Below are 26102 nucleotides of genomic sequence, written 5' to 3'. Positions count from 1 at the left end.
CGCCATTCACAAAATTACCATTTTAGACACCAGCGCCCGCCGCGCTTACTATTCTTGGCACGTCTTTATACGAGCACACATCATGACGGTCGATTGGGTCTGCAAACATCACGACGACTTGGGCAAGGAACAGCTGTACGCCATCCTGCGCCTGCGAAGCGAGGTCTTCGTCGTCGAGCAACAATGCGTTTACCAGGACATCGACGGCCAGGATCTGGCGGGCGATACCCACCACTTGATGGCCTGGCAAGATGATGAGCTGGTGGCCTACCTGCGGTTACTGGACCCTGAATCCCAGGGCGACGACGTAGTGATCGGCCGCGTCATCGTCGCGCCGGTGGCACGGGGCACCGGGCTGGGGCATCAAATGATGGAGGAAGCGCTCAAGCGCATTGAGAGTATCTGGCCAGAAATGCCGATTTTTCTCTCGGCCCAGGCGCATTTGCAGGGGTATTACGGACGGTATGGGTTTGTGGTGGTGGGTGAGGAATACCTGGAAGACGATATTCCACATATTGGTATGCGGCGGGCTTGATGGCCTCATCGGGGGCATGGGTATCTACACAACTTCGTAGCAGCCACCAGTAACCACGATGCGAAGCGAGCCGCTCTTGATCTTGATCTGCTTTTGATCTTGGGCGCCCCGTTAAACCACGCTGGCCGGAATTCGACAGGGATTTGGGGGCTAAACCGGCAGGGATGCCGGTTTAGCCCCCCCGCGCCATGGATGGCGCGTGGCGGCGGCCCCCCAAATCACTGGCGGATTACGGGCACACCGAGCCCAGGCGAGGTGCCGAGTGGTGGGGCAAGAGCCCTTTGGTTACTTTGGGGCTTTTTGTATAGACCGGACACATGGTGGACACATGTGCGGGGACATGGTTGACACATTATGGGCCATAGTCAGGTTTGCTCAGGTCGATCGTTCTTAGAAAGTGATGGCAGAAGTAAACATCAAAGAGACCGTCTTTTTCAGGGTTAGGTCGTATTCCGATGTGATGACCATTCAGGCCCTTGGCGATGCTGAAATAGCGTTTCTGAAAACGAAATCGGCTGTGATACGCCTTGATCGACACATCATCCGGCCCGTACTCGAAGGGTGATAACTGCTGCGGGTAAGCCCAAGGGCTGGACCGATACCGGTCCATGGGCACCTTGTAGTCCAGTGCTTGATGAGGACGCTGCAGGTTATAAACCTCACGCCACTGATCAAATGCGGTTTGAGCCTCCTTGATCGTGGAAAATTGCCGTCCATTAAGCACCTCCGCCTTGAGTGATCGATGAAAGCGCTCGATCTTTCCGTTGGTTTGAGGGTGATAGGGGCGACTGAAACTGATCCGGATTCCCAAGCTAATCAACCAGATACTTAACTCTGTGATTTCACCGGGGTTGCGCGGCGATCCCCATGGAGGACCGTTATCAACATTGATACGAGCGGGCAATCCGAAGCGTTGGAATACCTCAATCATCTTCTCCTTCACTGTGCCCCCGCGTTCGTTATCACACGCCTGAATAGCTAAATTGAATCGCGAGTGATCATCCAACAAGGTCAGGGGATGGCATCGACCTTCTTGAGTTGCGAAATGCCCTTTGAAGTCCATCTGCCAAAGGTCGTTAGGCGCATCGTGTTCAAATCTCAGCTTTGCTTCCTGTTCCTTCTGAACGGGCTGAATCAGGTCGTGTCGGTGCAGCACGTTAGTTACTGTGCTGGGAGCAATTTGCTTTTTCAAGATGCTGCTGATTGTGCGTCCGCCCCAGGCCGGATGTTCCTGCCTGAGCGCTACGACCTCCGCCTCCAGGGCCGCATTGGTCAGTTTGGGACTGGTAGCTGGTTTTCGGGACTTTTCTTGCAGCCCCGACTGCCCTTGCATCTCGTATCGTTTGAGCCATTTATAGGCCGTTTGCGGGCTGATGCCGAAGCGTCGACACAGTTCTCTTTTATTACTGCCGGGCTGCCGTGCTAAGGCAACGAACTCTTCTTTCAGGCTCATGGTATCTCTCGTGTTCCAAGGCATGATGGCTTTCCGGCGAAGTTGGCTCGCCGAAAAGTGTCCACCATGTCCCCGCACACCCGTCAACCATGTGTCCGGTCCGTACAGGCTTTTCCAAAGTGACCCGCTGTCAGAGCGGAACCCTAAGTGGCCGTTACCTAAATAACGGATATGTACTCGGTTTGATCCGGCATCCTGGTCGGCCCTAAGGCCGCCATCGGGAGCAAGTCGAATCGTCGCACCGCCCCTCCCACAGGGTCCGGCTTCGCACCAAAGTTGTGTAGATACCCATGCTCATCGGGGGCAAGCCCAGCCACCACCTATGTCAGGGGTAACCCAACACCTGCTTGATCATCGCAAGATTGGCCGCGATCCACCCCCGGTCAATCGCACCCCAATCACGAATCCGATAATGCCCAGCGTGATTACGCGCCCCCTCTTCCTGCTCAAACTCGCACACGATATCCAGGTCAGCCAACGCCGCAATCGTGTCCTGGGCCGTGCGCCGTGGCATACCAGTGGCCTCGGTCAGTGCCGGGACGCTGCTGGCCAACTGGCTGTCGATCAAATACGCCACATACAGGCGGCGATAGAAACTGCTTTTGGTCTTGCTCACATCCATGGTCTGTCGCCTTGTGGTTAGGGCTTGCCCTGCAAATCGCGCCAGGTAAGGTACACCCGCAGGTCGAATTCCACCTGATGGTAGTCCGGCATCATGTATTGGCAGAGTTTGTAGAACGCCTTGTTGTGGTCAGATTCCTTGAAGTGCGCCAGTTCATGCACCACGATCATGCGTAGAAACTGCGGGGCGGCCTCCTTGAACAGCGAAGCGATGCGAATCTCTTTCTTGGACTTGAGATTGCCGCCCTGTACCCGGGAAATCGTGGTGTGCAAACCCAAGGCGCGATGGGTCAGGTCCAGCCGGTTATCGAACAGCACCTTGTCGATGGACGGTGCGTTGCGCAAGTGTTCCTGCTTCAGGGCCAGCGCGTAGGCATACAGCGCCTTATCGCTCTGCACGGCGTGGCGTTCGGGGTAACGCTGCTCCAGATAGGCACCCAACTGGTCCTTGGCGATCAGTTGACGCACTTGCTCCTGAAGCGCAGCGGGATAGGCCTGGAGGTATTTCAACGCAGTCATGGGGTGTGCAACGCAAATGGGACGGGCGCCAGTGTAGCGAATTCAACGCACGCGAGGGTACGACCAGCCGGCAACGTCCTCGGCCATCAACGGCAACGCCGCCCACGGCCCCTGGATATACGTGCAGCCATTGGCCTTGAGCCACTCCGTTTGCTCAAGGGTCTCTACGCCTTCAGCGATCACCAACACATCAAAATGCCCACACAACTGGATGATGCTGCGTGCCATTGCGGCATCCCGCGACGAGCCCGGCAGGCGCGCCACCAACTGCGGGTCAAGCTTGAGGGTGTCGAACGCAAGATCGCGCAAATGGGCCAGGGAGCAGTGGCCGGCACCAAAGTCATCCAGGGCTATACGCACGCCAATGCGGCGCAGTAACTGCAGCTGTTTGGTCGACTCCTCAAGATTATTCATCAGGCAGTCTTCACCGATTTCCACCTCCAACTGCCGCCCACGCAGCCCATGTCGCTCCAGTACCTGCTGCAGTTGGTTGGCCAGGTTGGGCATATTGAACTGGCTGCTGCTCAGGCTCACGCTCAGCACCAGCTCAGGGTCGAAGGTAGCTTGCCAGGCCTGGCGCTGGGCAGCGACTTGCTGGTAGATCCAGGTGCTCAACTGGCTGATCAAGCGCGCCTCTTCCAACAGCGGCAAAAACAAACCTGGTGGCACATCGCCGACACTCGGATGCTGCCAGCGCAACAGTGCTTCGACACCGCGCAGACGCCCATCTTCCAGGCACACCTGGGGTTGGTACACCAAGGTGAAATCCTTGTTCGCAATGGCTGTGCGTACGCTGTCTTCGAGCATCAGCCGCGAACGGGCGCGGCCGTTCATTTCCTGGTCGTAGTAACGGTACTGCTGACGTCCGGCGCGCTTGGCTTCGTACATAGCGATATCTGCTGCCCGTAACAGACCGCTCAGGTCCGAGCCGCAATCGGGAAACGTCGCAATGCCAATACTGACGCCGAGCATCACATCCAGACCGTCGACCTGCTGGCACACAGACACTCGCTCGATCAGCTTCTCCGCGATCTTCGCAGCCTGCTCGGGGAACTCCAGCTCCAGCAAGGCGGTGAACTCGTCCCCGCCGATGCGTCCGAGAATGTCGTAGGAACGCAGACATGCCTGCATTTGTTCAGAAACCCAACGCAGCACACGATCACCGGCGTCGTGGCCCAACGTATCGTTGACCCGCTTGAAGCCATCAAGGTCCAGGTACAGCAATACCAGCGCCTGCTCGCTGCGTTCGCCGCGCAGCAACGTATTCTCCACCGCCTGATGAAAACCCCGCCGGTTCAGCAGCCCGGTCAACGGGTCGGTCACGGCCTGGAACTCCAGCTGCTGGTGCAGGTGGCGCACTTCAGACATGTCCAGCACTGTCACCACCATCGCCTGCTGCTCGGCAGGCAAGGGCGCGCAGGATAACGCCACCGGCACCTGCTGGCCGCGACCCGTACGCAAAATGGCATCGTGCTGGCGCCACGTCTGGCCCTTGCGATACGCCTCGTACATCGGGAAGCCCAGCCAAGTGGGCACATGAGGTTTTTGCAGAAAACTGAGGAAACTCTCCCCCTGCAACTCGGCCATCGTGGCATTGAGCAGCCGCGAAATGGCCGGGTTGGCGTATTCGATCACACTGGTTTCGCCCACCACCAGAATGCCCTCGGCGGCGTTATCCAGCACCGAGGCATTGAAGGCGCGGGCCAGTTCCAGGTCATGGCTCAGGCGCTGCAAAGCGCGGCGATTACGCTGGTGATCCAGCAACGCCTGCACCTTGGGCTTGAGGATAAGTGGGTCAAACGGCTTGAACAGGTAGTCGATCGCACCGCTGGCATACCCTTCAAGCACCGCGTCGGGTGAATGGGCAGTGGCTGTCAGGAAGATAATCGGCGTCATGCGCGTGCGTTGGCTGCCACGCATCAGACGTGCCACCTCAAAGCCATCCATACCGGGCATGCGCACGTCCAGCAACACCAAGTCGACGTCGTGGGCCAGCAGCAATTCCAAGGCTTCCAGGCCGGAAGCGGCGGTCATTACCCGCCAGTCTTCACACTGCAATAGCGCACGCATGCTGACGAGGTTTTCCGGGTAGTCATCGACCACCAAAAGGACCGAACTGGCATCGCCTGGGTGTGGAGCGCAATCCATGCTACGTCTCTTCCTTGGGGAGCTGCACCGGTCAGTTCTGTTACCAAACCCGGATAAATACTGAGGGCTCACTCTAGCCTCGGTTCCAAAAAAGCAGAAGTGACGTGGATGCCCTCATTGAAACAAAAGCCAGGAAGCCGACTAACGGTAAGGCCCTGCAGCCCGCGGCTCATGGGCAACATGGCTTTTTGGCATTCCTCTGACGCCAATTAATTGCCAGCGATTGTTTAACAATTGCACCAGCACCGCCTATAAAGAACCGGTAAGGCCTCTGGGCCAACGTTTTCACCCTCTGTAAAAGGCCAACACCATGATCGACCTCTCCACCTGGAACCTGAGCATTCCGGTCGGCTCCCCGCCCACGACCATCGACACCCCAAGGCTGCTGAGTGGCTTCAACGATCAATACTTCCAGGCCGAAGGCAGCGATGTGCAGTTCTGGACCCCCGTGACCGGCACCCGCACCGAAAACGCCATTTACCCACGCAGCGAACTGCGCGAAACCTACGCCGACGGGCGCCTGCGCAACTGGACCTACCCCGAGGCCGATAACTTCCTGCGCGCCACCCTCACGGTCAACCAGGTACCCACCTCCGGCAAAGTCGTTATCGGCCAGATCCACGCCTATGACAGCCAGAAACCACTGATCAAGCTGGAGTACCAGTTCAAGGAAAAAACCCAGACCGGCAACATCGTCGCCAAGGTGCGCATGCGCCCGGACGAGGCCGAGAGCCAGGTCATCATCGTCGCCTCCAACGTGCCGCTGGAGAAGAGCTTCACCTACGTTATCAATCTCAACAAAGCCGGGCTGCTCAGCGTGTACGCCGCCGACAGCGAGTGGAATGAACGCATTGGCGCTGCCTGGGGCGACAAGCCGTTGTACTTCAAGGCGGGGGTGTATGTGCAGGACAACAGTGGGGACAGCAAGGAAGGCGCGCGGGTGACGTTTGCGAAGTTGGATATTGATCACGAGTAAATGGATTAGCCTATTTCGAGTAGGCAACGTCCGATAAGCCCAAGGATCATTCCCCGATAAATCCAGACGATTAAATCCCCTGTGGGAGGGGGCTTGCTGCCGATTGCGGTGTGTCAGCTCCAATAGCTGTGACTAACCCACCGCAATCGGGAGCAAGCCCCCTCCCACATTTGGCCTGTGTGGCCTGAGGGCCTGGTGTTCGTCCTACAGGACCGTTGCGGTCAGCCAGCTCGCCGCTTATAGTTCGCCCCGTCGCTGGCGTTGATCAGCGATAGGGTTTCGCAGCCCTAACGATACGTGTGTAACCAAGCATCATGAATACAACGATGAGCGCTTCGGCGCCCGTCGTCTGTTTTATGGTGGCTGTGTGTGGGAGACCTCCGGGTCTGCCGGGTTCCTCGTATCCTCGGTCTGCGAACCCGCGCACAGCTACCACCCACTTCGTTTCGCAGCGAATGGCGGTAGTCCTTTTCAGATACGAGGATATTTGCCATGACCCAACAGCTTCCACCCCGCCGTTTCACCCCCTGCACCGAAACCGCCACCGACTACCCCGTGCTTCTCATCGACAGCGACGCCCCACTGCTCGACCTTCACGCCTGCCTGCGCGAACGCCTCAACGCTGCTTTGGAACACCTGAACCTGATGGCCTGCTCCAGCCTGCCGGACTTTGCCGAGCGCGACCTGAACAACGTGGCCAACACCGCACGCATTCTGGTGCAGGACGTGAGTGATGTGTTTCGGGTCATTGAACACCGTGGATTCGATACATCACCGCCAAGCTGATCGAAACCCGGACACAAAAAACCCGCATTTCTGCGGGTTTTCTTGAGGCGACGAAAGATTGGAAAATCCCCCGCCCCTACTTCTGAACAGGCAATGTGAACTTGGCAGGCCCCTTTGAGTTCATCAGCTCAAAAGCACAGTCCGTGACTTTACTATTTGTACACTCTTTATGCTCATTCCAACCAGAACCGTTAGCCACGGGAGGCAAGACAAACCGCTTAGACAACCTAAAATAATCGTCCTTGCCTTTCCCGCTGTAATTACAGATTACGTAGTGATAAGGCAATTTCGTTTCGCTGTCTGCACCTTGTTTGATCGCTGCGCCCAGAAACTTGACGCCCTCAGCCCCAGAATAATCGTCAATGAGCTGTTCGCCACTCCATTGCTGCTCTTGCTCTCCAGCTGAAAACTGAATGCTCACAACCTTGATAGTTGAAGAATCTGGGCAAGATAACTGCGCCGCCTGTGCATTACCTATCAGCATCAACGCACCCGTCGCCGCAAAAAACTGAAGCCACTTAAGAGTTGAATGTGACATAGCATATTCCCCTTCCTGGATGAGTGAGCCAAGCATGCGCAAGAGCGTTAACTAGCGACACTGTCAACATTGACAGGTTTTAATACAATTTAGAAATAAGCAACGCAAATGTAATTGCGTTCAACTCGATTGCGCCTCCCTTCCTTTATGAAGACAAATGCATTAACACTGTTTTCTGCTGCCAAGCATGGAACTGCCCAATTTTCCATACCCTATCGTTCAGCGAGGTACAACAAATAGGTCGTTCTCGCTCAATCGCAAGATTTCGAGGCCTATCTGTATATCTGCCGCCATTTACTTTCAATTCCAAAACAGTATAAGACACTGTCATATTTCACAGGCGCCATGCAGACCAACTCTCTATAGCCTTACAAAAACGGCACAACAAAAAATGCGCCGCTTTAAGCTAATCCTTTATCAAACGTTATAGGGAAATTTATCATGAACAATGCCTAATCCAATGGGAACGTATGCCGGAAACAACTGCCAATCCCACTCAGCCTCGTTACTTGACAATCACAAGTGCCGACAGCCATACCGGTGACGTAAAAGCACTCTACCATGACGGAGCCAGGGCCAATTCAATCAGCGGAACATATAAATTCGCTAATGCGGAAAAAGGAGGACAAGCAAGGTTAGATTTGGCCAGCCCCCCGGGTGAGCAAACGTCTTAAAAAGAAGCCCGCATTATTGCGGGCTTCTTTTTAAGCGCCTAAGGCTCAGCTCACCTTAGCGCTCAACTCACTTTTCAAATAGCGGAGGGGTCGTGATGAGCAAAATGTCACCTATATCGAACTTTCAACTAAATTAATCTGATTATGTCCCTTATGACGGACATTTCAATTACCTTACGTCTGATGCAATTCAGGCCAAAAGCAGCGACGTGCAGTTCTGGCCCCCCGTGACCGGCACCCGCACCGAAAACGCCATTTACCCACGCAGCGAACTGCGCGAAACCTACGCCGACGGGCGCCTGCGCAACTGGACCTACCCCGAGGCCGACAACTTCCTGCGCGCCACCCTGGCGGTCAATCAGGTGCCCTCATCCGGCCAGATCCACGCCTATGACAGCCAGAAACCACTGATCAAGCTGGAGTACCAGTTCAAGGAAAAAACCCAGACCGGCAACATCGTCGCCAAGGTGCGCATGCGCCCGGACGAGGCCGAGAGCCAGGTCATCATCGTCGCCTCCAACGTGCCGCTGGAGAAGAGCTTCACCTATGTGATCAACATCAACAAAGCCGGGTTGCTCAGCGTGTACGCCGCCGACAGCGCGGGTTCTTTCTGGGTCACATCAGGTTACTTGATACACATCAACATAAAGCTCATCGAGGAATCCCCAGCTGGTTTGTTATCACCTACTTTCAGTGTCAGCACGTTGACATAGTTGATAGCCGGAATGCTTCCCAACTTTGCATGCGCGTAATAAATATGATCGTCGGAACGGACATCAACTACCGACACCGAGCAAAATGACGGAACCTCTTTGAAAACGCCGGGTACGAACCTGACTTTGTAGTCGGAGAAGTAGTCAGGATGTGCAGAGCGCTCTACTTGTTTTATCCAAATGGGGGATTGCTTCACGACTTCCCCTTTGGCATCTATCGTCGCTGTCATGACCTCCGCCAGCGCAAAACGCCCCGCAACAGCGGTTGCAAATGCAACAGCGGTGAGTGCGAGCAACTTCCCTAACCTCATATTCTAATTCCCACAAGTTCGTCAATTGAATGCATGGCCGAACAGCCATAAAACCTATCCAAAACAATAACCGAGGCACTGTCAACGACGCACATTGAAATTAGAAACTAGTTACCAATGAGAGGGTAAATACCTACACTCGGGAAGCTTTTTTAGCTCAATAGCCGAGAAACCTGCAATCAGCTACATTGCCAGAGCCTGGCTTGCAGAAGGCATTATCGTCCCAGTTCGGTTGTACGGGTTGTGGCAGCGTCAAGAAACGCCGGGACATACGCAGAAAGGCAAATTGTTCAGGGCCCTCATAATCACAGGCAACAAAAGGTCCGTTTTGCCCGGGTCTGATCCCGGCGGAAATGAACTTCAATCCAGCCAGATAGGACTCCTGTGCATAGGGATTTTCTCCACTCCAACCAGCGCCCGGCGCAACAGAGACGTAACGATAGCCCTGCTCCTGTTTCTCTTGCTGAATGGCACCGATGGCCGGGCACATTGATACCGCTGCAGGATGCTGCCGAGCACATCCGGCCAAAGCTGCCAGCCCAACCAAAGCGGCTGGAAACAATAGATTCATACCCTTGCGCCCCATCATTCCACTCCTCATAAATACACGCTTCGTTATTGTTTTAAAGAAGTTCGCCAATACCGTGACGTCGAGCACTGCCAAATTTTAAACAGGTTATGTTAGCGAAGTGTCAGGCAATCATTCATGTTGGTCCGTGGAGGTGACTTGTTCGCTGGTGGGACAGGTAGTGGCCGCGTATGCATGTCCGATCGAGGCGGCCATACTCATCACTGCCATCACACGCAATAACACATTGATAGTTGATCGAGCTGATACCGCTTTTGCGGCATTGACACCTTTCATTATCAGCCACTCCTTTAGATTCTTTGAAAGCTCATACTGAAGGAAGATGACAGGGCTCGATACTGTAATTCTTGACAGTTATTTAAATAAATTAGAAATAATGGTTATGCCTTTTCGAAATTATAGGTATGGCCGACAAACCTGGGAAACAACTTTATTTGACCGAAGAGGGCGCGCAGGCGATGAGCATGATGGAATCGCAGCTAAAAAAAGCCCGCATCACTGCGGGCTTCTCTTCAAACGCATAAGGCTTAATTCACCTTAGCGTTCAACTCACCTTTGAGGTAACGCTGGTACATTGCTTCCAACGAGATCGGTTTGATCTTCGAAGCATTACCCGCAGTACCAAACGCTTCGTAGCGAGCAATACACACGTCGCGCATTGCGGTCACGGTGGCACCGAAGAATTTACGTGGGTCAAATTCGCTCGGGTTGGTGGCCATCAGGCGACGCATTGCGCCAGTAGAGGCCAGGCGCAGGTCGGTGTCGATGTTGACCTTGCGCACGCCGTACTTGATGCCTTCGACGATTTCTTCAACCGGTACGCCGTAGGTTTCTTTGATGTCGCCGCCGTACTGGTTGATGATCGCCAGCCATTCTTGCGGTACCGAGGAAGAACCGTGCATCACCAGGTGGGTGTTGGGGATGCGCTTGTGGATTTCCTTGATGCGGTCGATAGCCAGCACGTCGCCGGTAGGTGGCTTGGTGAACTTGTAGGCGCCGTGGCTGGTGCCGATGGCGATGGCCAAGGCGTCGACCTGGGTCTTCTTGACGAAGTCGGCCGCTTCTTCCGGGTCGGTCAGCATCTGGCTGTGATCCAGCACGCCTTCGGCGCCGATGCCGTCTTCTTCGCCGGCCATGCCGGTTTCAAGCGAACCCAGGCAGCCCAGCTCGCCTTCGACCGAAACGCCGCAGGCGTGAGCCATGGCCACGGTTTGTTGGGTGACGCGTACGTTGTACTCGTAGTCGGTTGGGGTCTTGCCGTCTTCGCCGAGGGAGCCGTCCATCATCACCGAGCTGAAGCCCAGTTGGATGGAGCGCTGGCACACGTCAGGGCTGGTGCCGTGGTCCTGGTGCATGCACACCGGGATATGTGGGAATTCTTCGATGGCCGCAAGGATCAGGTGACGCAGGAACGGGGCACCGGCGTATTTGCGCGCACCGGCCGAAGCCTGGACGATCACAGGGGAGTCGGTCTTGTCAGCGGCTTCCATGATGGCGCGCATCTGCTCAAGGTTGTTGACGTTAAAGGCTGGGACGCCGTAGCCGAACTCGGCTGCGTGGTCCAGCATTTGACGCATGCTGATAAGTGCCATTGTGTTGTCTCTCCCGGTCGAGGGTCGTTAATCGTGCAAGCCTGCCGTAGCGGCGGCTGCTATTCAAGTTATTGCAGATCAAGAGGTTGAGCTTGAGCTGCTGAATCGTTATTGCTGATGGGTTCAGTTGGCTTTGCAGCCGCGCCCAATCAAATCATCGGTGGCCACCCAGTACACCAGGCCTTCCTCACCTTTGGTGTGAAACGCCAATTGGCCGTCGCTGTACAGCACGCCCGAGGCGGCTACCTCTTGCTTGAGACGGTAAACCTGGTCCGAACCGCCGAGGCGTACATCCACTTCGGAACGGGCCTGGTTGGCGAAGCGCCAGTTGAGCTCGGCCTTGCTGTCGCAGGTCCAGGTGGTCCACTTGTCGGCAGGCTCTGCGGCCTTGCTGAACATGTTCATGCTGCTGCAACCGGCCAACAGGGCCAGGGCTGCCAGGGCGAAAACGCCTTTCATTGCCAATCCTCGCAGGGCGACCTGGGGCCGCCGTTGCTGTTGGTTAGTGGATCAGACCCGTCAAGGGCAACCCTGTTCCTGACCGTTGGGCGCGGAGTCGTATTTCTCCAGCCGTTCGTTGCCGATGCGCTTGTTGATCACCGGCATGGTCTCGGCTTGCCAGTCAGCCTGGTAACAGCTTTTGTTCAACGGTGCCTTGGCGTTGTCCGCCTCCGGCGCCGCGCTGGGTGTGCCGCTGCAGCCGGCCAACAGGCCCGCTGCGATCACCAGTGCCAACGACTTGATCATGGGAACGCTCCTTTTCCTGATCACGCGAGCCTTAGCCCTTGGCTCGGGTTTCCAACACTTCCACGGCCGGCAAAACCTTGCCCTCGACGAATTCGAGGAAGGCGCCGCCACCGGTAGAAATGTAGGAGATCTGATCAGCAACGCCATATTTATCGATGGCCGCCAAGGTGTCACCGCCGCCGGCGATGGAGAAAGCCGAGCTTTCAGCAATGGCTTTGGCCAGCACTTTGGTGCCGTTGCCAAACTGGTCGAACTCGAACACGCCTACCGGGCCATTCCACAGGATAGTCTGGGATGCCTTGAGCAGTTCAGCGAAATTGGCCGCGGTTTGCGGGCCGATGTCCAGGATCATGTCGTCAGCGGCCACGTCAGCGATGAGCTTGACGGTGGCTTCGGCGCTTTCAGCGAACTCTTTGGCAACGACCACGTCCACCGGCAATGGCACGCTGACTTTGGCGGCGATGGCGCGGGCGGTATCCAGCAGGTCCGGTTCGTACAGGGATTTGCCCACCGGGTGGCCGGCTGCGGCCAGGAAGGTGTTGGCGATGCCGCCGCCGACGATCAACTGGTTGCAGATCTGGCTGAGACTGTTGAGCACGTCCAGCTTGGTGGAAACCTTGGAACCGGCAACGATGGCCGCCATTGGCTGGGCCGGAGCGCCCAGGGCCTTGCCCAACGCATCCAGCTCAGCAGCCAGCAGTGGGCCGGCAGCAGCAACCTTGGCGAACTTGGCCACACCGTGGGTCGAACCTTCAGCGCGGTGAGCAGTGCCGAAAGCGTCCATCACGAACACATCGCACAAAGCGGCATATTGCTGGGCCAGTTCGTCGCTGTTCTTTTTCTCGCCCTTGTTGAAGCGCACGTTTTCGAACAGCACGATATCGCCGGCTTTCACGTCCACGCCGCCCAGGTAGTCTGTGACCAGTGGCACGTCACGGCCCAGGGCCTTGCTCAGGTACTCGGCGACAGGCTTGAGGCTGTTTTCGGCGGAGAACTCACCTTCGGTCGGGCGGCCCAGGTGGGAGCAGACCATCACGGCCGCGCCTTTTTCCAGGGCCAGCTTGATGGTCGGCAGCGAGGCCAGGATTCGCGCATCGCTGGTGACCACACCGTCCTTGACTGGGACGTTGAGGTCTTCGCGGATCAGTACGCGCTTACCTTGCAGATCGAGGTCGGTCATCTTCAACACGGTCATGGGTCGCAGTTCCTGAATTACTGTTGAGGTTGTTTAGCGGCGATGTGCAGATAATGTTCCGCAACATCCAGCATTCGGTTGGCAAAGCCCCATTCGTTGTCGAACCAGGCCAGGATGTTCACCAGCCTGGGGCCGGAAACGCGAGTCTGGCTGGCATCGACAATCGCCGAATGCGGGTCATGGTTGAAATCACAACTGGCGTGGGGCAACTCGGTGTAGGCCAGCAAGCCTTTGAGCGGGCCGCTGGTCGCGGCGTCACGCAGTATCCGGTTGACCTCCGTCGCATCAGTGTCGCTGACGGTTTGCATGGTGATATCCAGGCAAGACACATTCACCGTCGGCACACGTACGGCTTTGGCCTGGATTCGCCCGGCAAGTTCCGGCAACAGCCGCTCGATGCCGCGAGCTAAGCCTGTGGATACCGGAATCACCGACTGGAACGCCGAACGCGTGCGGCGCAGGTCTTCGTGGTGATAGGCGTCGATCACCGGTTGGTCGTTCATCGCCGAGTGAATCGTGGTGATCGACACATAATCCAGGCCGATCGCCTGATCCAGCAGACGCAACAACGGCACGCTGCAGTTGGTGGTACACGAAGCGTTGGACACCAGCAGCTCATCACCGGTCAGGCAATCCTGGTTGATGCCGTAGACAATGGTGGCGTCGACATCCGCCTCGCTGGCCATCGGCTGGGAAAACAGCACACGCGGCGCACCGGCGTCGAGAAAACGCTGGCCATCGGCACGGGTGTGATAGACACCGGAGCATTCCAGCACCAGGTCGACGCCCAGTGCTTTCCAGTCGATGCCTTCGGGGGTGGCACTGCGCAACACTTGTACGCAGTTGCCATTGATATGCAGACAATCGCCGTCGACCCGCACTTCGCCGGGAAAGCGCCCGTGAGTGGAGTCAAAGCGTGTCAGGTATTCGATGCTGGCCATGTCGGCCAGATCGTTGATTGCAACAATTTCAAACCCGGCTGCCGCCCCTCGCTCGAACAGAGCACGCAAGACGCAACGACCAATGCGGCCGTAGCCGTTGAGTGCAACTTTGTAGGGACGCGGTTGGGGCATGGGGTTCTCGATCAAGGTTAGTTCGGTGTTGAATGTTCTGACGCCATCGCGGGCAAGCCCACTCCCACATTGGACCGCGATCCAAATGTGGGAGCGGGCTTGCCCGCGATAGCGCCAGTGCAGACAACGCAGACTGACTTAGTCTTCCAGCAACTCTTCAGCCTGACCCAGGATGTTTTCCAGGGTGAAACCGAACTCTTCGAACAACGCTGGCGCCGGCGCCGACTCACCATAGGTGGTCATGCCGATCACGCGGCCTTCCAGGCCCACGTACTTGTACCAGTAGTCAGCGTGAGCCGCTTCGATCGCGATACGCGCGCTGACCTGCAGCGGCAACACCGATTGCTTGTAGCCGGCGTCCTGGGCTTCGAACACGCTGGTGCATGGCATGGATACAACGCGAACGTTGCGGCCCTGCGCGGTCAGCTTGTCGTAGGCCTGAACGGTCAGGCCCACTTCGGAACCGGTGGAGATCAGGATCAGCTCCGGCTCGCCGATGCAGTCCTTGAGCACATAACCACCACGGCTGATGTCGGCGATCTGCGCATCGGTACGCACCTGGTGTTGCAGGTTCTGACGCGAGAAGATCAGCGCCGAAGGGCCGTCCTTGCGCTCGATGGCGTGCTTCCAGGCCACGGCGGATTCGACCGCGTCGGCTGGGCGCCAGCAGTCCAGGTTCGGCGTGGTGCGCAGGCTGGTCAATTGCTCGACCGGCTGGTGCGTCGGGCCGTCTTCACCCAGGCCGATGGAGTCGTGGGTGTACACATGGATCACACGCTTCTTCATCAGCGCAGCCATACGCACGGCGTTACGTGCGTACTCCATGAACATCAGGAAGGTCGCGCCGTAAGGCACCAGGCCGCCGTGCAGGGACACGCCGTTCATGATGGCGCTCATGCCGAACTCGCGCACGCCGTAGTACATGTAGTTGCCGCTGGCGTCTTCGGCCGAGACACCTTTGCAGCCTTTCCACAGGGTCAGGTTGGAACCGGCCAGGTCAGCCGAACCGCCGAGGATCTCAGGCAGCAGCGGGCCAAAGGCGTTCAGGGTGTTCTGGCTGGCTTTACGGCTGGCGATGGTCTCGCCCTTGGCCGCGACTTCGGCGATGTAGGCCGAGGCTTTTGCCGAGAAGTCGGCAGGCAGGTCACCGGCCAGGCGACGAACCAGCTCGTTGGCAAGCTCCGGGAATTCGGCGGAGTAGGCCGCGAAACGCTGGTCCCACTCGGCTTCGGTGGCCAGGCCTTTTTCCTTGGCGTCCCATTCGGCGTAGATATCGGCCGGGATTTCAAACGGGCCGTGGTTCCACTTCAGCGCTTCACGGGTCAGGGCGATTTCCGCGTCACCCAGTGGGGCGCCGTGGCAGTCTTCTTTACCTTGCTTGTTCGGCGAGCCGAAACCGATGGTGGTCTTGCAGCAAATCAGGGTTGGCTGCGCGCTCTTGCGAGCGGTGTCGATGGCGATCTTGATTTCTTCCGGATCGTGGCCGTCGACGTTGCGGATCACCTGCCAGTTGTAGGCTTCGAAACGCTTGGGGGTGTCATCGGTGAACCAGCCTTCGACTTCGCCGTCGATGGAAATGCCGTTGTCATCGTAGAAGGCAATCAGCTTGCCCAGGCCAAGGGTGCCGGCCAGGGAGGCGACTTCGTGGGAGATGCCTTCCATCATGCAGCCATCACCCAGGAACACATAGGTGTGGTGATCGACGATGTCGTGGCCGGGGCGGTTGAATTGCGCGCCCAGAACTTTTTCAGCCAGCGCGAAGCCGACAGCGTTGGCCAGGCCCTGACCCAGGGGACCGGTAGTGGTCTCCACGCCTGGGGTGTAGCCGAATTCCGGGTGACCGGGGGTGCGGCTGTGCAGCTGACGGAAGCTCTTGAGGTCGTCGATGGTGACGTCGTAGCCGGTCAGGTGCAGCAGCGAATAGATCAGCATCGAGCCGTGGCCGTTGGACAGCACGAAGCGGTCACGGTCGGCGAACGACGGGTTGCTCGGGTTGTGTTTCAGGTAGTCACGCCAAAGTACCTCGGCGATATCCGCCATGCCCATCGGGGCACCGGGATGGCCGCTGTTGGCTTTTTGCACGGCATCCATGCTGAGGGCACGAATGGCGTTGGCACGCTCACGACGGCTGGGCATCGCTGATCTCCTGGAGTTTACTTATAAAGAAACGGAAAAAAGGACCGGCATTTTCCCTCAGCCACCGCCTGCGGGCAATGACAGATAGTCACTTGAGGGTGTTTTTCCTGTGGTTTGGACGGCAATAGGTTGCAGAAACCTTTAACTGGTTCGTCTAAAGGTTATAGCGGCGGCTTATAACCGCCACTTATCGATCAATATCAAAACTTTTTGATATTGGCCTTGCAGGGATTTACACCCGTCACTAGACTGCTGGCCTTATGAACCTACCCGTGCCCTCCCTGCGTCCTGACGACGGCGATGAACTGGCAGCCCTTTGCAAGGCTGCAGGTGATCCGTTGCGCCTGAACGTATTGCGCGCACTGGCCAACGATTCGTTCGGGGTGCTGGAACTGGCGCAGATCTTCGCCATCGGCCAATCCGGCATGAGCCACCACTTGAAGGTGCTGGCCCAGGCCGACCTGGTCGCCACGCGCCGCGAAGGTAATGCGATTTTTTACCGCCGCGCCCTGCCCCATACCGAACAGCTGGGCGGCAAACTGCACGCCGCCTTGCTTGAGGAAGTGGATAACCTGGGCCTGCCGAGCGACGTACAGTCGCGCATCGGCCAGGTCCACGGGCAACGCGCCGCCGCCAGCCAGGACTTTTTCTCCCGGGTTGCCGACAAGTTTCGCGCCCAGCAGGACCTGATCGCCGGCTTGCCCCAGTACCGCGAAAGCGTACTGGCGCTGTTGGACAAGCTGAGCTTCAGTAGTGAAGCAACGGCCGTGGAAGTCGGCCCTGGCGATGGCGGCTTTCTGCCCGACCTGGCACGACGTTTCGGGCAGGTGACGGCGCTGGACAACAGCCCGGCAATGCTTGAACTGGCGCGCCAACTCTGTGAACGCGAAGCCCTGGGCAATGTGCGCCTGCAGTTGGCCGACGCCTTGAATGACACCAGCCTGCGGGCCGATTGCGTGGTGCTGAACATGGTCTTGCACCATTTCGCCGCCCCCGCCGACGCCCTCAAGCAAATGGCCGGGTTACTGCACCCCGGCGGTAGCCTGCTGGTTACGGATTTATGCAGCCACAACCAGAATTGGGCCAAGGAGGCCTGCGGTGATCTCTGGCTGGGTTTTGAACAGGACGATCTGGCCCGTTGGGCCACCGCTGCGGGACTCGTTCCCGGGGAAAGCCTCTATGTAGGTTTACGTAATGGTTTCCAGATTCAGGTCCGCCATTTTCAGCGACCGGCTGGCGACACTCACCATCGGTAAATATCAGGAAAACATCGAGATGAGCGAATACTCCCTTTTCACCTCCGAGTCCGTGTCTGAAGGGCATCCGGACAAAATCGCCGACCAGATTTCTGACGCGGTGCTGGACGCTATCATCGCTGAAGACAAGTTCGCCCGTGTGGCGTGCGAGACGCTGGTGAAAACGGGCGTGGCGATCATCGCCGGCGAAGTCACCACCACCGCCTGGGTCGACCTGGAGCAGATCGTTCGTGACGTGATCACCGACATTGGCTACAACAGCTCCGACGTCGGCTTCGACGGCGCGACCTGCGGCGTGATGAACATCATCGGCAAGCAATCGCCCGACATCAACCAGGGTGTAGACCGTGCCAAGCCTGAAGACCAGGGCGCCGGCGACCAGGGCCTGATGTTCGGCTACGCCAGCAATGAAACCGACGTGCTGATGCCGGCGCCGATCACCTTCTCGCACCAGTTGGTGCAACGCCAGGCCGAAGCACGTAAATCCGGGGTATTGCCTTGGCTGCGCCCGGACGCCAAGTCCCAGGTGACCTGCCGTTACGAAGGCGGCAAAGTCGTGGGTATCGACGCCGTTGTGCTGTCGACCCAGCACAACCCGGACGTGTCCTACGCCGACCTGCGCGAAGGCGTGATGGAGCTGATCGTCAAGCACGTGCTGCCTGCCGAGTTGCTGACCAAGGACACCCAGTTCCACATCAACCCGACCGGACAGTTCATCATCGGCGGCCCAGTGGGCGACTGCGGCCTGACCGGTCGCAAGATCATCGTCGACAGCTACGGCGGCATGGCCCGTCACGGCGGTGGCGCGTTCTCGGGTAAAGACCCGTCCAAGGTTGACCGTTCGGCCGCTTATGCCGGTCGTTACGTGGCCAAGAACATCGTGGCTGCCGGCCTGGCCGAGCGCTGCGAAATTCAGGTTTCCTACGCTATTGGCGTGGCGCAGCCTACGTCGATCTCGCTGAACACCTTCGGCACCGGCAAGATCAGCGACGAGAAAATCGTCAAGCTGGTGCGTGAAATCTTCGACCTGCGCCCCTACGCAATCACCACCATGCTCGACCTGCTGCACCCGATGTATCAGGAAACCGCAGCCTACGGACACTTCGGCCGTACCCCTGCGCAGAAGACTGTTGGCGAAGACACCTTCAGCACCTTCACCTGGGAAAAAACCGACCGCGCCAACGACCTGCGTATCGCTGCCGGCCTGTAAGCGTTCGCGCTGTATACAGAAACACCCGGTAAAAAGCCCCGAGCAATCGGGGCTTTTTTGTGGGCGCCTGGATGACTTAGGCTGGGCTCCCTTTTCGAGCACGGATGCTCATGATGCATAAGTTCATGGCTTTTTTTCTCAGTGTTTTATCCAGCTGGACGTGGGCAGAAACGTGCGCCGATCACGCTCACCTGCAACTCGACAGCTTGGCCAGGCAGATCAGCCAGTGGGACGACAGTTACCACCGCCAGGGCCAATCCCCCATCAGTGACGAACTCTACGACCAGGCCCGCCAGCGCCTGGCGCATTGGCGCGAATGCACCCACCAACCTGCGCCGCAGGTTAATAACCCGCTGGCCAGTTCACGCGGCACGTTACGCCACCCAGTCGCGCACACCGGCCTGGAAAAGCTGCCAGACGAACCGGCAGTCAAGGAGTGGCTCAGCACCCGCGAGGACGTATGGATCCAACCCAAGGTGGATGGGGTGGCGGTGACGCTCGTCTATCGCGAGGGCCGCTTGCAGCAGCTCATCAGCCGAGGCGATGGCGTGCTGGGCCACGATTGGTCGGCCTCGGCCGCCAGGATCCCCGGTATCGTCCAACAGCTGCCAGACGCGATTGATGTGGTGCTGCAAGGCGAACTTTACTGGCGCCTTGATCACCATGTGCAAGCGATAAACGGTGGGCTCAATGCGCGCAGCAAAGTGGCCGGGCTGATGAACCGGCGACAATTGAGCGACACTGAAGCGGCAGGCATCGGCTTGTTCGTCTGGGCCTGGCCTGACGGCCCGGTGGACTTCACCGAGCGCCTGGCCACCCTGACGCGTTGGGGCTTCAGCGATACACAGCGTTATAGCCACCCCATTGAGCACATCAGCGAAGCCACTCATTGGCGCACGCATTGGTACAACGCACCGCTGCCCTTCGCCAGCGATGGCGTGGTGCTGCACCAGGCTGCACGGGCACCCGCCGAGCGTTGGCAAGCCAGTGCGCCTTATTGGATGGTCGCCTGGAAGTACCCAGCCATCAAAGCCCTGGCACTGGTGCGCAAGGTGCAATTCAGGATCGGTCGCACCGGGCGCATCACCCCCATCCTCGAACTGGAACCCGTGTGGCTGGATGATCGGCAGATCAGCCGGGTCAGCGCCGGCTCCCTGAAACGCTGGCAAGCCCTGGATATCCGCCCCGGCGACCATGTGTCGATCAGCCTGGCGGGCCAGGTTATTCCCCGACTGGACGAGGTGATCCTGCGCAACGAAACCCGTGTGGACATGCAGCTACCCAACCCTCGCGATTTTCACGCCCTGAGTTGCTGGCAACTGGAGCCCGGCTGCGAAGATCAATTACTCGCCCGCCTCACCTGGCTGAGCGGCAAACAGGGCCTGGCCTTGCCACATATGGGCCGTGAAACCTGGAACATATTGATCCAGGCCGGTCTAATCGCAGGCTTTCTCGATTGGTTAACCCTGGATGCGGCGCAGCTTGCTACCATTGAGGGCTTCGGTGATCGCACTCGTGAGCGAGTGCTCGACAGTTTTAACAACGCCCGGCAACGCCCTTTTTCACAATGGCTCAAGGCCTTGGGCGTACCGCCAGCGGCGCGCAACAACCTGGAGGGCGACTGGCAGACGCTGGCCGCCAAAGACACCCAAGCCTGGCTGGCCTCAGACGGCATCGGCCCGGGTCGTGCAGCGCAACTGAGCGCGTTTTTTCGCGACCCGCAGGTGCAAGCCTTGGCTGAAACATTACGCGAGGCCGGGATAGATGGGTTTTGAACGCCACCCGGCCACCTGATTGCGACCTTGGAGCTTTATAGATGAAATTTCTCGCCCCCTTTGCCTTGCTGACTCTCGCAAGTATCACAACCATGCCACTGCTGGCCGCCGAAGACGCGCAACCGCTCACCGGCTGCGCCGCCAAGCGCCAGGCCATCAGCACCCAGATCGAACAAGCCAAGGCCCACGGTAACAGCGCCCAACAGGCCGGCCTGGAAAAAGCCCTGAGCGAAGTCACCGCCAACTGTACCGACGCCTCCTTGAAAAAAGAACGTGAAAACAAGGTGCTCGACGCCAAGCACGAAGTCTCCCGCCGTCAGGCCGACCTCGACAAGGCCATGAAAAAAGGCGATCCGGACAAGATCAACAAGCGTAAGGACAAACTGGCCGAGTCGCGCAAAGAACTACAGGACGCGGTGGAAGAACTCGACCAGTAAAAACGATCAGTGATCGCGGAACTGTTTATGACAGGCGCTGCAGGCGTCTTCGACTTTTTGCACCGCCGGCTGAAGGTTGCTGGCCTTGTAGGGTTGCACTTGGCTGGCGATCATCAATTCACCGGTGGCCGCCTCAAGGTCGCGGGCCAGTTGCTGGAACTGCGCCTGTTTCTGCCACACGTCGTCCTTGGCGCTGGTGTGATCTTCTTCGCGCACGCTTGGAAAGTGCTTCCACGGCTCATGGGACAACGCATCCAGCTTGACCGCGCCTTCTGCAAACCTGGCACCGTCGAACGGGATACGCCCGCGCAACATCCCGCCCAGGTCTTCGCCGGTCTTGAGCATCTGCTTGAAGATCGCCTTGCGTTGGCCCAGTGGGGAATTGGGGTCAACACCGCCACAGGCGGACAAGGCCAGGCAGGCCAGCAGTACAACGGTCAGTTTTTTTAGAATCATGATGGCTTCAGGTCACGGGAAACGGCGGCCAGTATCCTCGCCCCGCCCGCAAAGACCAATAGCCCTATTAATAATAAGGGTTGCCCGAATGCCGTGAAGCATGGGTAATCGCTTCAGGAAGTGCTTACATGAATATCACCGCGAAACCCTGGAGCCGCCGACTCGCGTGGGCTCTGCCAATGATCGCACTGCTGGCCGGCTGCGATGCAGGTAAAGATGCCGGCAAAGAGGTCGCCAAAGAAGAAGCCAAACCCCATGCGGTCGCCACCTATGTGAGCGCACCCTGGGAAGCCTTGCCGGTGGTTTCCGACAGCGATTTGCTGGCCGGTTTTGAATCCTGGCGCAGCGCCTGCCAGCGCCTCAAGGCCGACCCGGTATGGGGCACCACCTGCGCGGCAGCGGCCAGCGTACCGGGCGATGCCGTGGCGGTTCGCGGCTTTCTCAAGGAACACCTCGATGTCTTCGGCTTGCGTTCGGCCAACAACACACCCAATGGTTTGATCACCGGTTATTACGAGCCGGTCTACCCCGGCAGCCTGACCAAAACTGCTACCGCCCATGTGCCGGTCTACGGCGTGCCGGATGACTTGATTATCGTCAACCTCGAAAGCATCTACCCGGAGCTTAAAGGCAAGCGCCTGCGTGGACGCCTGGAAGGTCGGGTGCTCAAACCTTATGACGACGCCAGCACCGTCAACAGCCAGGGCTCCACTGCCAAGCCGATCGCCTGGCTGACCGACCCAATGGACCTGCAATTCCTGCAAATCCAGGGCTCAGGGCGTATTCAACTGGCGGGTGGGCGCCAACTGCGCGTAGGTTACGGCGACCAGAACGGCTACCCGTACCGCCCAATCGGCCGTTGGCTGGTAGAGCAAGGCGAGCTGAAAAAAGAAGAGGTGACCATGGGCGCCATCAGCGCCTGGGCCAAGGCACATCCGCAGCGCATTCCCGAACTGCTGGCGAGCAACCCCAGCTACGTATTCTTCAGCGCACGCCCCGACAGTAACGAAGGCCCACGCGGTTCGCTGAACGTGCCATTGACCGCCGGCTACAGCGTGGCAGTGGACCGCAAGGTCATCCCGCTGGGTAGCCTATTGTGGTTGTCGACCACCAAACCCGATGGTTCACCGATCACCAGACCTGTCGCGGCCCAGGACACCGGCGGCGCAATCACCGGCGAAGTACGGGCAGACTTGTTCTGGGGCACAGGTGATGCGGCGGGAGAGCTGGCAGGAAATATGAAACAACAAGGGCAAATCTGGATGCTGTGGCCCAAAGGCGCGGCGCTGCCGCAAGTACCGGATGCCCCCGCCGGCACCTGACAGACGCTGATAATGAAATGTGGGAGGGGCGGTGAGACGACTCCCCTTGCCCCCTCCCACAAAGGATTTGCTCAGGCGTTAGATCGAGACAAAGAAGAAACTCGCAATCAACGCCATTCCCACGACCCACACCAGCGAACGCAAAATCGCCCAATCGGCCAGGTAGCAAATGATGTACAGCAGGCGGCTGGTGATAAACAGCACCGCCAGCACATTGATCGTCACCAGCTCGGCGTTGCCGGCCATGTGCGCAATGATCACTGCCGCGGCAAACGCCGGGGTCACTTCAAAGCTGTTGAGTTGCGCATTGTTGGCGCGCTTGGCGACACCCTCAACGGTATCGAGGAAAGCACGCGGGTCGTGGTTGTGCCGAGCTCCGAACTTTCCCGTGCTGAACTTGGCGACACCCGTGCATAGATAGGGCAGAAAAATTGCGATCAACACACACCAGAAAGCGACTGTCATCACTCATTCCTTTTTTGGATTTATCCGACGGTTAGAGTTTCATCACGAACATGCCGATCAGCACCAACCCACAAGCTATGAGCCGTGGCCGGCCAAAAGGTTCTTTCAAGTAACGCATGCCGAACAGCACCACCAGGATCACGCTGACTTCCCGCAACGCCGCCGCCTCGGCAATCGAGCCCAACTGCATGGCCCAAAGCACCAAAGCGTAGCTCAACAACACGCACAATCCCACGCTCAGGCCCAACCGCCATTGAGTGCGCCAGAACAGGCTGAAGGCCGCACGCTTGCGCACCAGCACCAGGGCTGTCGCTACCACCAGAACCGCCTCAATTGATTCGTGATGTAACTTCACCTGTTTATACTAAACGCCACCTCGGCGCACCCCATGCGCCTACATTTCCCTGCTCCAAGGACCCCGGATGCTCGAACTTGTCGCCGCCTTCATTTGCCTCACCACCCTGCTCACCTATGTGAACTTCCGCTTTATTGGCCTGCCGCCGACCATCGGTGTAATGGTCACTGCGCTGATTTTTTCCCTGATCCTGCAGGGCCTGAGCTTTATCGGCTATCCCGGCCTGGAGGAGCGCATCCAGCAACTGATCGGCCAGATCGACTTCGGCGATTTGCTGATGAACTGGATGCTGTCATTCCTGTTGTTCGCCGGCGCCTTGCACGTCAACTTGAACGACTTGCGCAGTTACCGCTGGCCCATCGGCCTGCTGGCCACCTTTGGTGTGTTGATCGCCACCGTGGTGATCGGCAGCCTGGCGTACTACATCTTCGCCCTGTTCGGCTGGCACGTGAGCTTCCTCTACTGCCTGCTGTTCGGCGCGCTGATTTCGCCTACAGACCCGATTGCGGTGCTCGGCGTGCTGCGTACCGCCAATGCGTCGAAACCACTGAAGACCACCATTGTCGGCGAGTCGCTGTTCAATGATGGCACCGCCGTGGTGGTGTTTACCGTGCTGCTGGGTATCGCGCAGTTGGGCGAGACGCCCACCGTGGGCGCCACTGCCCTGCTGTTTGCCCACGAGGCCATAGGCGGCGTGGTATTCGGCGGGCTGATCGGCTACCTCGTGTACCTGATGATCAAGAGTATCGAACAGCACCAGATCGAAGTGATGCTGACCCTTGCCCTGGTGATCGGCGGTTCGGCCATGGCTTCGGAACTGCACGTGTCCGCACCGATTGCAATGGTGGTCGCGGGGCTGATCATCGGCAACCTGGGGCGCAAGCTGGCGATGAACGACATGACGCGTCGCTACCTGGATGGTTTCTGGGAACTGCTTGATGACATGCTCAACGCCTTGCTGTTTGCGTTGATCGGCATGGAGTTGCTGCTGTTGCCATTCAACTGGCTGCACGTATTCGCGGCCAGTTTGCTCGCCGTGGCGATCCTGCTCTCGCGCCTGTTGACGGTGGCCCCGGCGATCTTGCTGCTGCGGCGCTGGCGCACGGTACCGCGCGGCACTATCCGCATCCTGACCTGGGGTGGTTTGCGTGGCGGTGTCTCGGTGGCCTTGGCCTTGGCGCTGCCCTTGGGTCCGGAGCGCGACTTGTTGCTGAGCATCACCTACATCGTGGTGCTGTCATCGATCCTGTTGCAGGGGTTGAGCATCGGCAAGCTGGTCAAACACGTGACCCGGGGCGAACCCCAGGCCACGCCTGAACATCACTGATCTTTTCTAGTCGGCTGCGGATGCCTCGGGTCCGCAGCAGCTTTGCCTGGCAAGCTGCTCTCACTGCGAATCTGCGCATGGCTGATCAGGGCGAAGATAAAACTGCCGCCGATGATATTGCCCGCCAGGGTCGGTCCGGCAAACACCAGCCAGAAATCCTTCCACGGCAGCTCGCCGGCAAACACCAGGTAAGACACTTCCGCCGAACCGACGACGATATGCGTGAAGTCACCCAGGGCCATCAGGTATGTGATCAGGATAATGATCCACATCTTTGCGCTTTCCATCGATGGGATCATCCACACCATGGTGGCGATCATCCAGCCGGAAACGATGCCCTTGGCAAACATCTGGCCAGAATCGTTCTCCATGATCTTGCGTCCGATTTCAAGAAAGGCCAGGTCGGTCTTGGTATCGAAAATCGGTAAATGCAACATCACGTAAGCCACCAGCAAAGTACCGCACAGATTGCCTACCAGCACGACTGTCCATAGCCGTAGCAGACGTGCAGCATTGCCCAGAGTGGGTTTGCTCATGACCGGCAGCACCGCGGTCAGGGTGTTTTCGGTGAACAGTTGCTGGCGTGCGAGGATCACCGCCAGAAACCCCGCGCAATAGCCAAAACTGGCTATCACCTTGAAGCCCTCGGCGTCCGGCAGGCGTGAATTGAGCAAACCCATCGCCATCAACGACAGGCCCATGGTAAGTCCGGCGGCCAGTGCCGACCACCATAAGGCGGCGACACTGCGCTCCAGCTCCTGGTCGCCCTGGGTACGGATGATTTCGTGAAGAACCGCCGCACGGGGCGGCTGGTTCTTGTCGACGTCCTGCTGCTCTTCCTGCGACAGGTTGGGGGTCTTGCCGTCTGCTTGAGTGGCCATGATGTACCAAAG

At 58.2% G+C, this 26102-nt stretch carries 24 protein-coding genes and 2 pseudogenes; 10 read left to right on the top strand and 16 right to left on the bottom strand.

Features of this window, described 5'->3' with window-relative positions; translation table 11 throughout:
• The first annotated feature begins 82 nt into the window (after positions 1–82).
• A complete protein-coding gene (locus tag QMK52_RS09350) occupies positions 83–535 on the top strand; it encodes a GNAT family N-acetyltransferase (RefSeq protein WP_005792183.1) in 453 nt (150 codons plus the stop codon).
• Positions 536–887: 352 nt separating this feature from the next.
• On the opposite strand, the gene QMK52_RS09345 is transcribed toward QMK52_RS09350, so the two are convergent.
• The 4 genes from QMK52_RS09345 to QMK52_RS09330 form a co-directional block, all read right to left on the bottom strand.
• On the bottom strand, positions 888–2012 hold the full coding sequence (locus tag QMK52_RS09345) for an IS481 family transposase (protein ID WP_216091764.1): 1125 nt from the start codon (positions 2010–2012) through the stop codon (positions 888–890).
• A 301-nt stretch (positions 2013–2313) separates the two neighbouring features.
• Positions 2314–2610: a winged helix-turn-helix domain-containing protein gene (locus QMK52_RS09340; protein WP_005792184.1), complete on the bottom strand. Its 297-nt coding sequence runs from the start codon at positions 2608–2610 to the stop codon at positions 2314–2316.
• Between the two features lie 17 nt (positions 2611–2627).
• Positions 2628–3128 carry a M48 family metallopeptidase gene (locus QMK52_RS09335; RefSeq protein WP_032879017.1) on the bottom strand — a complete coding sequence of 167 codons (501 nt, stop codon included), beginning with the start codon at positions 3126–3128 and terminating at the stop codon, positions 2628–2630.
• A gap of 42 nt (positions 3129–3170) precedes the next feature.
• Complete coding sequence (locus QMK52_RS09330; RefSeq protein WP_320404039.1) at positions 3171–5276, bottom strand: putative bifunctional diguanylate cyclase/phosphodiesterase; 2106 nt, start codon at positions 5274–5276, stop codon at positions 3171–3173.
• Positions 5277–5586: 310 nt separating this feature from the next.
• On the opposite strand from QMK52_RS09330, the gene QMK52_RS09325 reads away from it, so the two are divergent.
• Both QMK52_RS09325 and QMK52_RS09320 read left to right on the top strand, forming a co-directional pair.
• Positions 5587–6252 (top strand): polysaccharide lyase family 7 protein, encoded by a 666-nt coding sequence (locus tag QMK52_RS09325; protein WP_005792188.1) that lies wholly within the window; start codon positions 5587–5589, stop codon positions 6250–6252.
• A gap of 492 nt (positions 6253–6744) precedes the next feature.
• Entirely contained in the window at positions 6745–7038 is a 294-nt protein-coding gene (locus QMK52_RS09320) for a hypothetical protein (protein WP_005792189.1), read from the top strand.
• A gap of 76 nt (positions 7039–7114) precedes the next feature.
• Here the strand turns inward: QMK52_RS09320 and QMK52_RS09315 are convergent, their stop codons facing one another.
• Positions 7115–7576 (bottom strand): DUF3757 domain-containing protein, encoded by a 462-nt coding sequence (locus tag QMK52_RS09315; RefSeq protein WP_320404038.1) that lies wholly within the window; start codon positions 7574–7576, stop codon positions 7115–7117.
• Positions 7577–8441: 865 nt separating this feature from the next.
• On the opposite strand from QMK52_RS09315, the pseudogene QMK52_RS09310 reads away from it, so the two are divergent.
• Positions 8442–8849 (top strand): annotated as a pseudogene (locus QMK52_RS09310) (polysaccharide lyase family 7 protein); the annotation flags it as partial.
• A gap of 582 nt (positions 8850–9431) precedes the next feature.
• Here QMK52_RS09310 and QMK52_RS09305 read toward each other — a convergent pair.
• The 7 genes from QMK52_RS09305 to tkt all read right to left on the bottom strand — a co-directional run bounded on the left by QMK52_RS09305 (position 9432) and on the right by tkt (position 16606).
• Positions 9432–9932 (bottom strand): hypothetical protein, encoded by a 501-nt coding sequence (locus QMK52_RS09305; RefSeq protein WP_320404037.1) that lies wholly within the window; start codon positions 9930–9932, stop codon positions 9432–9434.
• Positions 9933–10390: 458 nt separating this feature from the next.
• Complete coding sequence (gene fba / locus QMK52_RS09300) at positions 10391–11455, bottom strand: class II fructose-bisphosphate aldolase (protein WP_003177554.1); 1065 nt, start codon at positions 11453–11455, stop codon at positions 10391–10393.
• Positions 11456–11578: 123 nt separating this feature from the next.
• Positions 11579–11914 (bottom strand): MliC family protein, encoded by a 336-nt coding sequence (locus QMK52_RS09295; RefSeq protein ID WP_005792196.1) that lies wholly within the window; start codon positions 11912–11914, stop codon positions 11579–11581.
• 60 nt (positions 11915–11974) lie between these two features.
• Positions 11975–12202: a hypothetical protein gene (locus tag QMK52_RS09290; RefSeq protein WP_005792197.1), complete on the bottom strand. Its 228-nt coding sequence runs from the start codon at positions 12200–12202 to the stop codon at positions 11975–11977.
• Positions 12203–12233: 31 nt separating this feature from the next.
• The gene (locus QMK52_RS09285) at positions 12234–13397 is read right to left on the bottom strand and encodes a phosphoglycerate kinase (protein WP_320404036.1); all 1164 of its coding nucleotides are present in this window, start codon (positions 13395–13397) and stop codon (positions 12234–12236) included.
• Between the two features lie 17 nt (positions 13398–13414).
• A complete protein-coding gene (gene epd / locus QMK52_RS09280; RefSeq protein WP_005792200.1) occupies positions 13415–14470 on the bottom strand; it encodes an erythrose-4-phosphate dehydrogenase in 1056 nt (351 codons plus the stop codon).
• A 138-nt stretch (positions 14471–14608) separates the two neighbouring features.
• Positions 14609–16606 carry a transketolase gene (gene tkt, locus QMK52_RS09275; protein WP_005792201.1) on the bottom strand — a complete coding sequence of 666 codons (1998 nt, stop codon included), beginning with the start codon at positions 16604–16606 and terminating at the stop codon, positions 14609–14611.
• Between the two features lie 260 nt (positions 16607–16866).
• On the opposite strand from tkt, the gene QMK52_RS09270 reads away from it, so the two are divergent.
• From QMK52_RS09270 to QMK52_RS09255, 4 genes are all read left to right on the top strand, one after another.
• Entirely contained in the window at positions 16867–17862 is a 996-nt protein-coding gene (locus QMK52_RS09270) for an ArsR/SmtB family transcription factor (protein ID WP_005792202.1), read from the top strand.
• Positions 17863–17881: 19 nt separating this feature from the next.
• Positions 17882–19072, top strand: a complete 1191-nt coding sequence (metK, locus tag QMK52_RS09265; protein ID WP_005792204.1) for a methionine adenosyltransferase — start codon at positions 17882–17884, stop codon at positions 19070–19072.
• A gap of 110 nt (positions 19073–19182) precedes the next feature.
• Positions 19183–20847 (top strand): NAD-dependent DNA ligase LigB, encoded by a 1665-nt coding sequence (gene ligB / locus QMK52_RS09260; protein ID WP_320404035.1) that lies wholly within the window; start codon positions 19183–19185, stop codon positions 20845–20847.
• Between the two features lie 41 nt (positions 20848–20888).
• Complete coding sequence (locus tag QMK52_RS09255) at positions 20889–21284, top strand: DUF1090 domain-containing protein (RefSeq protein ID WP_320404034.1); 396 nt, start codon at positions 20889–20891, stop codon at positions 21282–21284.
• A gap of 6 nt (positions 21285–21290) precedes the next feature.
• On the opposite strand, the gene QMK52_RS09250 is transcribed toward QMK52_RS09255, so the two are convergent.
• Entirely contained in the window at positions 21291–21740 is a 450-nt protein-coding gene (locus tag QMK52_RS09250; protein ID WP_320404033.1) for a cytochrome c, read from the bottom strand.
• A gap of 128 nt (positions 21741–21868) precedes the next feature.
• Here QMK52_RS09250 and QMK52_RS09245 point away from each other — a divergent pair, with 128 nt between their 5' ends.
• Entirely contained in the window at positions 21869–23062 is a 1194-nt protein-coding gene (locus QMK52_RS09245; protein WP_078822541.1) for a murein transglycosylase A, read from the top strand.
• A gap of 78 nt (positions 23063–23140) precedes the next feature.
• Here the strand turns inward: QMK52_RS09245 and QMK52_RS09240 are convergent, their stop codons facing one another.
• Both QMK52_RS09240 and QMK52_RS09235 read right to left on the bottom strand, forming a co-directional pair.
• On the bottom strand, positions 23141–23527 hold the full coding sequence (locus QMK52_RS09240) for an MAPEG family protein (protein WP_320404032.1): 387 nt from the start codon (positions 23525–23527) through the stop codon (positions 23141–23143).
• Between the two features lie 31 nt (positions 23528–23558).
• Positions 23559–23831, bottom strand: a pseudogene (locus tag QMK52_RS09235) (EamA family transporter); the annotation flags it as partial.
• Positions 23832–23949: 118 nt separating this feature from the next.
• Here QMK52_RS09235 and QMK52_RS09230 point away from each other — a divergent pair.
• Positions 23950–25209: a cation:proton antiporter gene (locus QMK52_RS09230; protein WP_005792213.1), complete on the top strand. Its 1260-nt coding sequence runs from the start codon at positions 23950–23952 to the stop codon at positions 25207–25209.
• Here the strand turns inward: QMK52_RS09230 and QMK52_RS09225 are convergent.
• Complete coding sequence (locus QMK52_RS09225) at positions 25203–26090, bottom strand: formate/nitrite transporter family protein (RefSeq protein WP_005792214.1); 888 nt, start codon at positions 26088–26090, stop codon at positions 25203–25205. The genes QMK52_RS09230 and QMK52_RS09225 overlap by 7 nt on opposite strands.
• Positions 26091–26102 lie beyond the last annotated feature (12 nt).

Origin of the sequence: Pseudomonas sp. P9_2 (genome assembly GCF_034008255.1) — a bacterium.
GTDB lineage: Bacteria > Pseudomonadota > Gammaproteobacteria > Pseudomonadales > Pseudomonadaceae > Aquipseudomonas > Aquipseudomonas synxantha_A.
The sequence above is the reverse complement of the archived record's forward strand: the minus strand, read 5'-3'. Positions and strand labels throughout refer to the sequence as shown.